This window comes from Methylobacterium sp. SD274, assembly GCF_017355285.1.
GTDB lineage: Bacteria > Pseudomonadota > Alphaproteobacteria > Rhizobiales > Beijerinckiaceae > Methylobacterium.
Genome location: NZ_JADIJP010000031.1, coordinates 40,862 through 53,383, shown reverse-complemented (window position 1 = coordinate 53,383; position 12,522 = coordinate 40,862). Strand labels below are relative to the sequence as shown.

14 protein-coding genes and 1 pseudogene are annotated in these 12,522 nt (G+C 63.4%); 7 read left to right on the top strand and 8 right to left on the bottom strand.

All coding sequences use genetic code 11. The features are described 5' to 3' along the window. The 3 genes from IPV08_RS20810 to IPV08_RS20800 form a co-directional block, all read right to left on the bottom strand. The coding region (locus IPV08_RS20810) for a hypothetical protein (protein WP_207413388.1) at positions 1 to 382 on the bottom strand (382 nt) is incomplete at its 3' end. Continuing rightward, positions 375 to 1,211 carry a hypothetical protein gene (locus IPV08_RS20805; RefSeq protein WP_207413386.1) on the bottom strand — a complete coding sequence of 279 codons (837 nt, stop codon included), beginning with the start codon at positions 1,209 to 1,211 and terminating at the stop codon, positions 375 to 377. The genes IPV08_RS20810 and IPV08_RS20805, both read right to left, overlap by 8 nt. Before the next feature lie 12 nt (positions 1,212 to 1,223). Beyond that, positions 1,224 to 1,451 carry a DUF6471 domain-containing protein gene (locus IPV08_RS20800; RefSeq protein ID WP_207413384.1) on the bottom strand — a complete coding sequence of 76 codons (228 nt, stop codon included), beginning with the start codon at positions 1,449 to 1,451 and terminating at the stop codon, positions 1,224 to 1,226. A gap of 110 nt (positions 1,452 to 1,561) precedes the next feature. On the opposite strand from IPV08_RS20800, the pseudogene IPV08_RS20795 reads away from it, so the two are divergent. The 3 genes and pseudogenes from IPV08_RS20795 to IPV08_RS20785 all read left to right on the top strand — a co-directional run. Further along, positions 1,562 to 1,858 (top strand): annotated as a pseudogene (locus IPV08_RS20795) (transposase); the annotation flags it as partial. Positions 1,859 to 2,207: 349 nt separating this feature from the next. Beyond that, on the top strand, positions 2,208 to 3,830 hold the full coding sequence (locus IPV08_RS20790) for a Na+/H+ antiporter (RefSeq protein WP_207413382.1): 1,623 nt from the start codon (positions 2,208 to 2,210) through the stop codon (positions 3,828 to 3,830). Between the two features lie 278 nt (positions 3,831 to 4,108). Continuing rightward, on the top strand, positions 4,109 to 4,375 hold the full coding sequence (locus IPV08_RS20785; RefSeq protein ID WP_207413380.1) for a hypothetical protein: 267 nt from the start codon (positions 4,109 to 4,111) through the stop codon (positions 4,373 to 4,375). Between the two features lie 34 nt (positions 4,376 to 4,409). On the opposite strand, the gene IPV08_RS20780 is transcribed toward IPV08_RS20785, so the two are convergent. Further along, a complete protein-coding gene (locus tag IPV08_RS20780; protein WP_246748104.1) occupies positions 4,410 to 6,425 on the bottom strand; it encodes a PAS domain-containing sensor histidine kinase in 2,016 nt (671 codons plus the stop codon). Positions 6,426 to 6,562: 137 nt separating this feature from the next. Next, complete coding sequence (locus tag IPV08_RS20775; protein ID WP_207413376.1) at positions 6,563 to 6,973, bottom strand: DUF1236 domain-containing protein; 411 nt, start codon at positions 6,971 to 6,973, stop codon at positions 6,563 to 6,565. Between the two features lie 296 nt (positions 6,974 to 7,269). On the opposite strand from IPV08_RS20775, the gene IPV08_RS20770 reads away from it, so the two are divergent. Continuing rightward, the gene (locus IPV08_RS20770) at positions 7,270 to 7,494 is read left to right on the top strand and encodes a hypothetical protein (protein WP_207413374.1); all 225 of its coding nucleotides are present in this window, start codon (positions 7,270 to 7,272) and stop codon (positions 7,492 to 7,494) included. An 87-nt stretch (positions 7,495 to 7,581) separates the two neighbouring features. On the opposite strand, the gene IPV08_RS20765 is transcribed toward IPV08_RS20770, so the two are convergent. Together IPV08_RS20765 and IPV08_RS20760 are read right to left on the bottom strand one after the other, a co-directional pair. Next, positions 7,582 to 7,818: a hypothetical protein gene (locus IPV08_RS20765; RefSeq protein WP_056422073.1), complete on the bottom strand. Its 237-nt coding sequence runs from the start codon at positions 7,816 to 7,818 to the stop codon at positions 7,582 to 7,584. 255 nt (positions 7,819 to 8,073) lie between these two features. Next, positions 8,074 to 9,111 carry a calcium-binding protein gene (locus IPV08_RS20760; protein ID WP_246748102.1) on the bottom strand — a complete coding sequence of 346 codons (1,038 nt, stop codon included), beginning with the start codon at positions 9,109 to 9,111 and terminating at the stop codon, positions 8,074 to 8,076. A 367-nt stretch (positions 9,112 to 9,478) separates the two neighbouring features. Between IPV08_RS20760 and IPV08_RS20755 the strand changes: the two genes are divergently transcribed. After that, complete coding sequence (locus IPV08_RS20755; RefSeq protein ID WP_311275828.1) at positions 9,479 to 9,700, top strand: hypothetical protein; 222 nt, start codon at positions 9,479 to 9,481, stop codon at positions 9,698 to 9,700. Between the two features lie 103 nt (positions 9,701 to 9,803). On the opposite strand, the gene IPV08_RS20750 is transcribed toward IPV08_RS20755, so the two are convergent. After that, positions 9,804 to 10,163, bottom strand: a complete 360-nt coding sequence (locus IPV08_RS20750; protein ID WP_056422068.1) for a hypothetical protein — start codon at positions 10,161 to 10,163, stop codon at positions 9,804 to 9,806. Between the two features lie 294 nt (positions 10,164 to 10,457). On the opposite strand from IPV08_RS20750, the gene IPV08_RS20745 reads away from it, so the two are divergent. After that, complete coding sequence (locus tag IPV08_RS20745) at positions 10,458 to 11,345, top strand: MBL fold metallo-hydrolase (protein WP_207413370.1); 888 nt, start codon at positions 10,458 to 10,460, stop codon at positions 11,343 to 11,345. Between the two features lie 266 nt (positions 11,346 to 11,611). Further along, positions 11,612 to 12,505 (top strand): hypothetical protein, encoded by an 894-nt coding sequence (locus IPV08_RS20740; RefSeq protein WP_207413368.1) that lies wholly within the window; start codon positions 11,612 to 11,614, stop codon positions 12,503 to 12,505. Positions 12,506 to 12,522: the final 17 nt, after the last annotated feature.

Here is a 12,522-nt window from a genome sequence, read left to right as displayed (position 1 = left end):
AGGCAATCGTGATGAGGGCGAGCCCGTTCACCGCCGCCTGCCAAACCGCTACGTCGGGAATCAGTCCTTTGGTGAAGACGGTGGCGAGCGCCACGCACAGGGCCACAATCAGCGCCATGGCCGAATGGCGTAGATCGGCACGAGAGCGTTCAAAGGCGCTCTTGCCCAAGGCCTCATCATAACGGTTCAGTTCGATATGGATGTTGGCAGCCGAGGCTAGCGTGATGGTCACGAGCACGCCCATGAAGCCGAGGTATTCATGGTTCACGAAGTTCTTCAGGAACAAGTTTTCATCGCTCAGCACGGATGGCATGGTGAAGGTCAAAATGACCACTGCTGTCACCAAGCAAAAGAACGCACATATGGCAAAGGTCTTATTCATGATCCAAAATCTTTGCCAAGCTCCTTAACGCTCTAGCTAATGCAGAGCGCGGGGAGCCCTTGAACTCATACTGCACAATAGCCCTTTTAGATTTTGTTGTCGAGTTAAATGTTGCCCCATCGCGAGTTCTTGCCACGGCAGAACCACTACCATTTTCAATGTATGATATGGCTTCGGCAACTGGCTTACTATCAGTTCGTATCCCTTGCTCGCTTTTTATAGTGGTGACAATCTCTTCTGCATTCATTGTCTCCCCGGCAGAGCGGAGATCATCTTTGATATGTGAGTCTGTATTCCAGAGTCCGTTCGGGACAACAAAATCAAAAGTCAGAGAAGTGATGTTGCCTTTGTTTTTCGCGGCAAAATCCCAAAATGTTTCAGAGCTAAAAATTGGCTGGACCTCAAGCGTATAAGGAGCCTCAAGATTTAGATTGATATGCTTCACGAGCGATCTAAGAACAGAGAAGGGCTTTCCGACCTTTCTGTCGCGCAGCATGGATATTTTCTGGCCATCCTCGGTAGAGCTTGGATCAATAGCTATAACGGAAGCCTTCCAAGACTCCCTGACCTGCTCCTCAAATTCTTCCTCTGGAGCCGCGTTCTCTGGGACTTGTATCGCTCGCCCGAGCTTGCCAACTATTGTTCGTGTAGGCAAATCGGTTGATAGTGGAACATATGAGAACGGCGTTGTGTGATGTTCAAATTCTATCCGTCTGCTCAAAACGGACTCGATATATTCCTGACGGCTTTGGTCGAAGGACTCGAAAAGATCGCCGTGCCGACGCTTAATTAGAGTGAGCCGAAAAAGCTCATAAACGTCCGCCGCCATCCGTCCGCCCCGTCAAAGGCGCACTTCCGTGGCGCCGATTGCGACCAGACATTGCACAAAAAACACCGCCGTGAACTTCCCCCTAGCAAGCTTATTTCGCACGTTCGGCTCTGTCTCTTTCACGCCGATGGCGGCCAGCTTCTCGACAAGCTGCGCGTAGGTGACGCCCTTCCGTTTCAACTCCGCCTTGAGCAGACCCTTCACGCGCGTATCCCAGTGTTCCTCTAGGCCTTCGGTCATGCGTCTGCATCCTATCTGATTGCGGATGCCATCATACGCGATGCTTTTGCCCTTGACTATGATACAGTTATACCATCATATGCGATGCATAAGCATTCGAGACGATGGCAATGGCCTCCCACTTCCTCCTTTCCGCAGCCGCCCGCACTCTTTCGCTCAAGGCGATCTACAAGGGCGGTGAGGACGCGGCCTACCAGACCTTCAAGCGCCTTCGCTGGCCTGAGACGGATGGCGAGCCTGTGTGCCCCGGCTGCGGCTGCCTCGACCACTACGACATCTCGACCCGTCGTCGCTTTAAGTGCGCGGGCTGCGGCAAGCAGTCCAGCGTCACCAGCGGGGCCATCTTGGCTTCGCACAAGCTGGCCTTCTCGGACCTGTGCGCCGCGGTCGCCATCTTCGTAAACGCGGTGACTCGCCGAAATCCTTGGCTCTAAGGGGGTGATCCTCGCGATCCTCCTTGCGGTTCTCAAGACGAACCGAGCCGCTAAGATACACGCCGTCGATCTCGACCTCACCGTCGGGGCCAAGGCCAACTGTCTAAGCCGGAAGCACCCCGCGCCGCTCATGCGTCAGGACGAAGGCCGTCACATCGATCACTGTCATGCGATCGCCGATGCGGGTAATCCGAGGAGGTTGGCGCCGCTTCGCCCTACGATGCCCCGCAGGTGACGATGGCCACGACGCGCCATCGCGCCCCTATGACGCCACACCGCCGGGGCATCGACACCGCCATCGGCTCCACCATGAAAGAGGCGCATGGAAAGCGTTACCGTCGTCCTGGCCCTGCTGCTGTCCGTCCTCGTCAGCGGCGCCCTCGGCCGCCTGCTTCCGCTGCCGTTGCCGCTGATCCAGATCGCCATCGGCGTGGCCCTGGCCCTGGGTCCGCTGCCGAGCACGTCGCTCGACCCCGAAATCTTCTTCCTGGTCTTCCTGCCGCCGCTCCTGTTCCTGGACGGCTGGCGCATTCCCAAGCGCGACCTGTTCCGGGACGGCAAGACCGTTCTGGCCCTCGCGCTCGGCCTCGTGGTCCTGACCGTGCTCGGCATCGGAATGCTGATCCACGTCATGATCCCGGGCATCCCCCTCGCCGTGGCCTTCGCCCTCGCGGCCGTCCTGTCACCGACCGATCCCATCGCGGTCTCGTCCGTGGCGGCGCAGGCCCCGGTGCCGCGGCGTCTCATGCACATCCTCGAAGGTGAGGCCCTTCTCAACGACGCCACCGGTCTCGTCTGCCTGCGCTTCGCCATCGCCGCCGCCCTCACGGGCACCTTCTCGCTGCCCCAGGCCGCGACGACCTTCGTCTGGCTCGCGCTGGGCGGAATCGGCATCGGTGCCGCGACCACCTTCCTCCTCATGGGCGCGCAGGATCTCCTGCGCCGGCGCACGGGGGAGGACCCCGGCCTGCAGATCCTCTTCAGCCTGCTCACGCCCTTCGGCGCCTATCTGGCCGCCGAGCATGTCCACGCTTCCGGCATCCTCGCCGCCGTCGCGGCCGGCATCGCCATGACTTATGTGGAAATCCAGGGGCGCAGCCTGGGGGCCACGCGCGTCCGGCGCACCGCCGTCTGGGACACGGTCGCTCTTGCGGCCAACGGCTCGATCTTCGTCCTCCTCGGCGAGCAGCTGCCGGCGGTCCTGAGGGAGGCCGCCAAACAGTCCGACGTGGAGGGCGCGGGCTGGCTCGTCGCCTGGATTCTGGCCATCACCGCCGGCCTGATGGCCATCCGCTTCGTCTGGGTCTGGGTCTCGCTCCAGTTCGTGCTGATGAAGGCGCGCCGGAACGGCGACCGGCGAGAGGCGCCGACCCTGCGCCTCGTGGCCGCGACCACCCTGGCGGGCGTGAAGGGCGCGATCACCCTCGCGGGTATCCTGACCCTGCCGCTCACCCTGGCGGACGGCACGCCGTTCCCCGCGCGCGACCTCTCCATCCTACTGGCGATGGGGGTGATCCTCACCTCCCTGCTCGTCGCGAGCACGATCCTGCCGCCTCTCCTGCGCGGGCTTCGCCTCCCGCCCGAGCCCAGCCACGATTCCGAGGAGGATGCGGCCCGGGCAGCGGCCCGCGACGACGCCGTGAAGGCGATCGAGGCCCTGCAGCATCGCCTCGTGGAGGAGCAGGAGGATGCCTCCATCGCGGTGGAAGCCGGCGCCCGCGCCATGGATCGCTACGAAGGTCTGGAATCGCCGACGGAGACGCCCCGCAAGGATGTCAGCCGTGTGAAGCAATTGGCGCTCACCGAGAAGCGCCTGCGCCTCGCGGGCATCGATGCCGAGCGCCAGGCGCTCTACCGCCTGCGCCGTTCGCAAGCCATCGACGACGTTCTTCTGCGGCGGCTCGTTCGGGAGATCGACCTGATCGAGGCGCGGCTCGTCGCCTAGAGCTGCGCCCGACCCCATTGGGTCGGGGCACATCTCCAGGCCTTTGTTTGCCGCGCTCTTTTTCGCCGAACCGGCATCCACTTCGGCGGAGAGCGCTCTCGTCGCGCCTCGGTCCGGGAGACGCGCGGGAATGCGAGATCCGGCGGCGCATCTTATAATCCGCGATCGCGCGTGCGGGTCGGCACGTCATAGATCGCGATGACGCCCCATATTGGTTTCCAACAGCAACAAGCAGACACTCTTTCAGGTCTGCAGCTTATAGGAGCCAAGCAATCCTCATGAAGTCCCGTATTGCCGCCATCGCCACCGTCCTTGTTATTGGTGTTGCCCCGATCTCGTCGGCAATGGCCTACGATAGTCCTTCGCGTTACACGACGGTCTCGCCCTACGATGTCGAGACGACAGGTTCGATCCAGTCTCGCGACGATCTCTTTTCGCGCAACCCGGCCACCTGCCCGATGAGCTCCGCCGCCGAAGGCAATGCCAATCAGCAGAACTTCCCGGTCCAGCAATACGGCCAGACCTCCGGCGGAAACCGCTGCTGATCGGTGGCCGAGGGGGCGACGATAGGGTCCCCGCTCAATGGGCGGGTGAGCCGGACTCGTCGCCCGTCCCGGCAATGACCGGCTGGAACGCCGGGACCTGAGGATCGGCCTGCAATCGCGTCAGGATGGCGCGCGCGAGATCCGTCTGGTCGAACGGCTTGGTCAAGCGCACGAGATCGGTCTGCGCGTGCTCCGTCGGTTCGGCGTAGCCGCTGGCGAGGATGACCGGCAATCCCGGATACGCCGCCTCGATCGCCGCAATGAGCTGCAGGCCGTTCATGCCGGGCATCAACTGGTCGGTCACCACGAGATCGAACGGTTCGGCGCTGCCGAGGACGTGCAGGGCCTGCGGGCCCGACACTGCCTCCTGTACCCCATGACCGAGATCTTCCAGCATGGCCGCGGTGTTCATGAGGACGAGCGGGTCGTCGTCGACGACCAGCACCCGCAACGGCCTCGTCTTCGGCAGGGGAAGCCCGTGTTCGGGCGCTCTCTTGTCCGGGCCGCCGGCCTGGGCCACGGGCAGCCACAGCTCCGCGACGGTGCCCTGGCCCGGAACGCTCTTGAGGATCAGCCGTCCGCCGGATTGCTCGGCGAACCCATGGATCATGGAGAGGCCGAGGCCGGTGCCCTTGCCGACGCCCTTGGTGGTGAAGAACGGCTCGGCGGCGCGTGCCAGGGTCCGTTCATCCATGCCTTCGCCGGTATCGGCGACCGAAAGACAGACATAGCGGCCGGGCGCGAGTCCCGGAATCTCGTGGGGGCCGATCTGTGCCTCGCGGGCCGAAATGGTGATCCGCCCCCCCTCCGGCATGGCATCGCGGGCGTTGACGCTCAGATTGAGCAGGGCCAGCTCCAGCTGGTTGGCATCGGCGCAGGCGAGGGGCAGCTGCAGGGGAAATTGCGTGTCGACCCGGACGACGGAGCCGATGGAGCTCTGCAGAAGCTCGGCCATGCCGCGCACGAGAGCCGGCACGTCGACGGGGCCGGTCTCCAGGGTCTGCTGGCGGGCGAAGGCGAGCATGCGCCGGGTCAGCGTTGCCCCGCGCTCGGCCGCCTGAATGGAATTGTCCACCAGTCGCAGGAGCTTGCCATCCGGCGGCAGACGCTTGCGGGCGAGGTGCAGATTGCCCAGGACGACCGCCAGCAGGTTGTTGAAATCATGGGCGACACCGCCGGTGAGCTGGCCGATCGCCTCCATCTTCTGTGACTGGACGAAGCGCGCGCGGGTCTCTTCGAGGGTCTGTTCGGCGTTTCGCCGCTCGGTGACGTCCCGGGTGATCTTGGCGAAACCGATCAACTGGTCGTGCTCGCCCCGGATCGGATCGATGACGACATGCGCCCAGAAGCGCGTGCCGTCCTTCCGGACGCGCCAGCCTTCCGCTTCGAAACGGCCTTCCTTCGCGGCCGTCCGCAGGGCGTGGCCGGGCAGGTCCGAGGCGCGATCCTCGTCGGTATAGAACCGCGAGAAATGCTCGCCGATGATCTCGTCATCCGCATAGCCCTTGAACCGCTGCGCGCCACGGTTCCAGCTCGTCACCTTACCCTGCGGATCGAGCATGTAGATGGCGTAATCGTGCACACCCTGGACGAGCAGGCGGAAATGCTGCTCGCTCTGCCTGAGCGCGGCCTGGGCGGCGTGCCGCTCGGTGAGGTCGCGGGTGACCTTGGCATAGCCGAGGAGGGTGCCGTCCTCATCGCGGATCGGGTCGATGAGCACATGGGCCCACATCAGGCTTCCGTCCTTGCGGACGCGCCATCCCTCCTGCTCGAATCGCCCCTCGGTCGCGGCGATCTTCAGCGCACGGCCGGGAAGATCGGTGGCCCGGTCGTCATCGGTGTAGAACCGCGAGAAATGCTCGCCGATGATCTCCGCGTCGGTATAGCCCTTGAAGCGCTGGGCGCCGCGATTCCAGCTCGAGACCCGCCCCTCGATGTCGAGCATGTAGATGGCATAGTCGACGATGCTCTCAACCAGTAGACGATACCGGTCGTCACCTACAATCGATGCATTGCTTGCTTGCGAGGCCTTCAGCTCTTGCTCGGGCATTGCAGAGTGAGGGATTGAATCATCGGGCATGGACCCACCATACGGGATACCGAACGCGATGTCGGCTGCGTCGCATTACGGACGCAGCTCCTGGCATGACGGCCGTCACATCGGCCCCGGCAGGGGAGGATCGGCGCTCAGTCGATCACTTCGACGATGCGGCGGGTGCCCGGCTCGACCAGGACGGGGAGATCGTTGACGATCGTGTAATTGTACCCTTTGAGGGCGAATTCCGGGGGCACGTCGTAATAGACGACGCCGTTCTCGGGCAGCACGGTGCCGACATGGACCTTGCCGCGATACGCGAAGGACGGGCGCCTTTCGCCGCGCGTATAGATGCGGAACCGCTCCCGGCGGTCGATCCCGAGAATGTCGTTCGCCGTGCCGACAGCCCCTCCGATCACACTGCCGACGGCCGCGCCCAGCGGCCCGGCAATGTTTCCACCGCGCTCCGCGCCATCCTGCGCCCCTCGGGCGAGGCCCTGCGCGTGGGCGGCCGTCCCAACGCTCAACGCCGCGAGCACACCCACCGCAACACGCATCCGCATCGGTTTCGCTTCCGTCTCTGATGGGCCGAACGGGAAAGAGCACTTCCGATCCGCGCTGCCTTTTCTTGCCGATGGATGGTTAACATAATCCACTGTCGGGACGGGTTCGCGTGCGAGACGCCCTGCGTCGTCGGACCACGACCTCATCGTGTCTCGACGCGGTCCCCCTCGCGCAGCCCCGTTCCGCCCAATGGTACGAGACCGGACGAAAGGTCGGAAAAAAACTTAGGTTATTGCCGGACAGGCCTCGTGTGCTTTCGAAAGGCATCAGGTCCCCTGTGCTGTGATGGCCCCTGATGTCCGATCCGCCCCAGCCTCCAGCCACGATCGTGGGAACACAGCCACGACCGGCCTACCGGGTGCTCGTCCTGTCCAAGGAGGGAACGATCCTCGACGTGAGACGGATCTCCGTCGATAGCGACGACGACGCCATCCAGCACACGCAAAGGCTCGTGGACGGGCACGCCCTCGAGCTCTGGGATGGTCTGCGCTTCATCGAGCATTTCCTGCCGACCGAGTGACCGCATTTCCGTCGCCGGGAGGGAGATGTCCCCGATCCCGGAGGGCGACCGAAGCAATCTCGATGACCGGACACCGGGGGAGGGCCGCTAATCCAGCTTCAGGGCCTCCTTGAACGGCACGACGGCGCGCAGTTCACCCGAATCGTCCATGATCTCGAAGCACTGCCCGTCCACGAGCCGCCCGGCCCGGACGAGTTCGGCGAGGATGTCCCGTGCTGATGCCAGCGCTTCCAGGCGAGCCGCATCGACATCGACGAGAACGCTCCCCTCCTGATCTTCGATGAGATCGTCGCCGTCGCGAATGTTGAGGTAAAAACGAGGCATACCAGTCAACGGCAGGCTCTAGCCCAAGTTGCTGTATGAAAGAAGACATAGCTTCCTCCAGTCCGATGCTTTTGCGTCGCCGCGCCGGATGCGAAGGTCGGGATTCGGGCACGCGCCTCTCGAAAATCCTCCCGGCTCGCGCGGACAGGCCTCGATGAGGCGAGCTCACCGAGGCCAAGCGTCATGTCACGAGTCTCACGTCACACGTCTCACATCACGAAAGCGGCCGGCCGTGGACGGACGCTCGTATGCCGATCACACGACATGCACATCCGTATGGGTGAGCGTGGCGAGGTTCTCCAGCGTGGCGAATTGCTGTTGGGCCTGGCTGCCGCTGCCATCGGAATCGTAGTAAAGGGCGCCGGTGTTGCTGTCGTAGAGCACCCTGTCGTCCCCATCGACGGTCGAACCCGCCGTACCGATGTCCTTGAATGCGGACTCGGTGAGTTCGCCGGGGGCCAGCGCCTCGAAGATCTCCTGCGACAGGCTGATCGTATCGAGATCGTGGGTGAAATCGGTGATCCGATCGACATTCGTCGAGCCCAGTCCCGTATCGAAGACGAAGGTGTCGTCGCCGCCGCCACCCGTCAGGATATCCCTGACCTGACCGCCCGCGAGCACGTCACGGCCCGCACCGCCTTCGAGCTGATCGAGGCCGGCGCCGCCGAGGAGCTCGTCCCTGCCGGTACCGCCGAACAGCTTGTCGTTGCCGGCATCGCCGAACAGGACGTCGGAGCCGTCGCGACCCAACAGAATGTCGTTGCCGGCGTCACCATCGACCAGATCATCGCCCTCGCCCCCGTCGAGACGGTCGACGTCAGCGCCGCCGGTGACGAAATCGTTGCCGCTGCCTCCGAGAACGGTGTCTCGCCCCAGCTCTCCGACAAGGAAATCATTGCCGGAGCCGCCGCTTATGTAGTCGTCACCCGCATTGCCGGCGATGTAATCGTCGCCGAAGATGCCATACAGGATATCGTTGCCGTCTTCTCCGATGATCTGGTCGCTACCGGCATTTCCTCTGATCACATCGTTGCCGAGGCCGCCGGCTATGTAGTCGATACCGTCACCGCCCGTGATCCGGTCGTTGCCGTCCTGGCCGTCGATGCGATCGAACCCGCCATTACCATTGAGGACATCGTCGCCTGAGAGACCAAGGATGATATCTTCATCATCCGTACCATTCAGAACATCACTTCCAAGAGTACCGTTCAGCTTAGCCATGGCGTTTGCCTCCGCTTCATGCGTGATCGCAGGGTTTTTATAGAGGCAACTGAAACATCGTCCATTGCTCATCACGGAAACAATTGTTTGCGGCGCTGCAGCATGCTTTGCAGTACCGATGGATATTTAACCTCAGTTTTTCTCATAGTATAAATAAATATTGGGAATTCGACCTGTCTGGGAGCACATCGCTTCGCGCCATTCGAATGCCTGCGACATTTCATCCCGCATAGACTTCGATGATGCGCTCTACGTATTTCACCTTGGGACGATGGCACGCATCCGGGGAGAGTGACTTACGGTTATTCTGTTCGGACGGATCCTCACCGCAGGAACATTCGCCGTCGAACCGGATTGATGCGTCACTCTCGGAAAACAAGGACGTTCGATGAATAGCCTACGCATCGTCGTGAGCGCGGGAGCGCTCGCATTGTCGGTCATGCCCGCTTTCGCACAGGGGTTGATGTCTCCCAACGGGGAACGTGGCGTGGTGATCCAGAACCAGCCGAACACGACCGGCAACAGCCGCGATCGCGTCATCTCCTATGGGGCGACGGGGGCCGATACCGTGACGACCAATTCCGCCGCGGGCGGCAATGCGAGCCGACCGGAGCAGGCCATTCCGAATGGCAGTGCCGGTGGGGGTCAGGGCGGCCGCTGAGAACCGGCGACGCCCACTCCCTCCACGGTCTTTCAGGCCGCGTATCGGGGATCGGCGCTGAGGCGACCGGTCGCCGGTCGGGCCACCATCACCGAGCTTGGCATCAGCCCTTGGTCCCCTTGAAGGGGCGGAACAGCCAGGCCAGGCGCTTGGCGTCCGCCTCCTCGCCTTCGGCGGGTTCAGGCACGGCCTCCTCGTCTTCGCGGTCGGCCACCGGTTTTGCCGAATCCTCGTCCTCGAGCTTGCCGATCATCTGCTCCAGCAGCGGCGGCAAGTCCCGTTCGTATTTTTCGAGGATGATGGCGGCATCGAGCAGGGCGTGAATATGCGCTTTGGGAATGGGTTGACTGGCGATCTGTGCGCTGAGGACGCGGTCGGCCAGAAGACTGGCGAGCCGCGAGACTTCGGACAACCGACCGATGGGATCCGTGGCGTTGGCGGACGGGTCCGGGCTCTCGTTCATGACAAATGTTCTCCCCCCTCAGATGTTTAACCCATTATCCGCCGTCCCCCTACATGCGCCAAGCACTTCTGCCCCGGTCGACTATGCCGTGGTCGAGTGGGAGGCGCTGCCGGTGCCCTAGAGCGCTCACCGCCGAAGTGGATGCCGGTTCGGCGAAAAAGAGCGCGGCAAAACAAAGGCCTAGAGTTGCACCCGACCCAACGTGGTCGGGCGCAGCTCTAGGGGAACCGGCATCCGCGGGATCGATTGGCCTATCGACCGGGCGGCGATGCAAACCCTTTTACGAGGTGCCCCATGGCGCAACAGGTTCCCGTCGACGCGACTGCGCAGATCGAAACGCCTCTGGGTGCGGACGGTACCCACACCATCACGGAGGATCTCGTCTACCAGCGCCATGCCATCGTGAATGTGATCTTCCATGGTCCGCCGGGAGCGGGCGACCGTGGCTGGACGCTGATCGATGCCGGGATCATGGGGTCGAAATCCGCGATCCGGAAAGTGGCGGAGCAACGCTTCGGCCCGAATGCCCGTCCGGCGGCCATCGTGTTGACCCATGGCCATTTCGACCATGTCGGGGTCGTGGAAGACTTGGCTCGCGAATGGGACGTGCCGGTCTGGGCCCATCCGCTCGAACGTCCGTATCTCGATGGGTCCGCCTCCTACCCGCCGCCGGACCCCTCCGTCGGCGGCGGCCTGATGGCCCGGCTCTCGCCCCTCTATCCGCTCGCGCCGGTCGACGTGTCCGCCCATCTCCGGGACCTGCCGGAAGACGGCTCGGTGCCCTCCATGCCGGGCTGGCGCTGGATTCACGTGCCGGGCCATTCGGTGGGTCAGGTCGCCCTCTGGCGGGAGGCGGACCGCACGCTGATCGCGGGCGACGCCTTCGTGACGACCGCTCAGGAATCGGCCTACGCGGTCATCGTCCAGGAGCCCGAGATCCACGGTCCGCCGATGTATCTCACCACCGATTGGGAGGCGGCGGGCCGTTCGGTGGCGATTCTCGCGGCTCTCGAACCGGAGCGGGCGATCACGGGCCATGGGCGCCCGCTGGAAGGGCCGGCCCTTCGCGAGGCGCTTCATCTGCTGGCGGATCGTTTCGATGCGGTCGCGATGCCGAGGCAGGGCATGTATGTGGATGAGCCGGCCCGAGCCGAGGACGGATCGGCCTACAAGGAACCCTGACGCGCCTGCGTGGCCGCGTCGGGTGACGGATCGGCGATGCGGGCTCGGCCCCATGCTGCTTGGGCGGTCGTGCCCGCGCGATCAGGGAGGACCGGGCCGGCACGACGAATCCCCACGACTTATTCCCTCGAAAAAGCATTCGCCGAGGCCGGATGCCGCTTTTCGCGCGTCCTGTGGCAGAACAATCGCAGTCATGGACCGGCTCGGCATGGTCTAACGGCCGAGCCCATTCGGCTCATGCAGCGTTGAGTTGCCAAGACATCATCATGCGACTTTCAATCTATTGCCTGCTGGCGGCCTGTTTGCTGGCGCAGCCCTCGCTCGTCGACACAGCCTCTGCCGAGGAGGTGGACACCGAACATCTGTTCGGCTTCACCGAAGGGGCCGATGTGGGCAAGAAGGGCGAACAGGAGGTGGTGCTCGACACCGTCACCCGTATCGGCAAGCGGCGGGCCGGACCGGGTCCGTCATCCTACGACGCGGTCGGCACGAAGCTCAGCTATCAGATCGATCTCGTCGACGGTTTCAGCGTCCAGGTCGGGCTCTTCGGCGACCACCATCGCGTCCGCAACATCCTCGATCTCGACGACAGGAACGCGGGCAATTTCGACGGCGTCTCGGTGGAGTTCAAGTATCAGCTCGTCAAAAGCACGCCCGAGCAGCCCTTCGGCCTGGCCCTGGAATCGCGGCCGCGGTTTGCCCGCGTTCTGCCCATCGAGGGGCGCGGAGCCGACATCTTCGACTTCGAGAATGTCGTGCACGTCGATTGGCAGATCGTGCCGAACAAGCTCTGGTATGGCACAAACATCAGCTTCGATCCGGCCGCCGGACGCCAGCGCGGCTCCGGGGAGGGATACCGCTCCTCGACATTCCTGTGGTCGAACGCCCTCGTCGGGGAGGTCGCGGACAAGACCTATCTCGGACCGGAACTGCGCTATCTGCGCAGCTATGAGGGAATTTTCCTGAACGGGCTGCAGAGCGAAGCTCTGACCCTCGGCCCCGCCCTGCATCACCGCTTCACCGAAAAGGCCTGGATCACCGTGGCCTATGCCGGTCAGGTCTGGGGCCGGGACACCGACAAAGCCCTCGCCAACCGGGGATTGGGTCTGAACCAGTTCGAACGCCATGCCCTTCGGGTGAAGCTGGGCATGGAGTTCTAGGGGGCGGTCCTCATCAC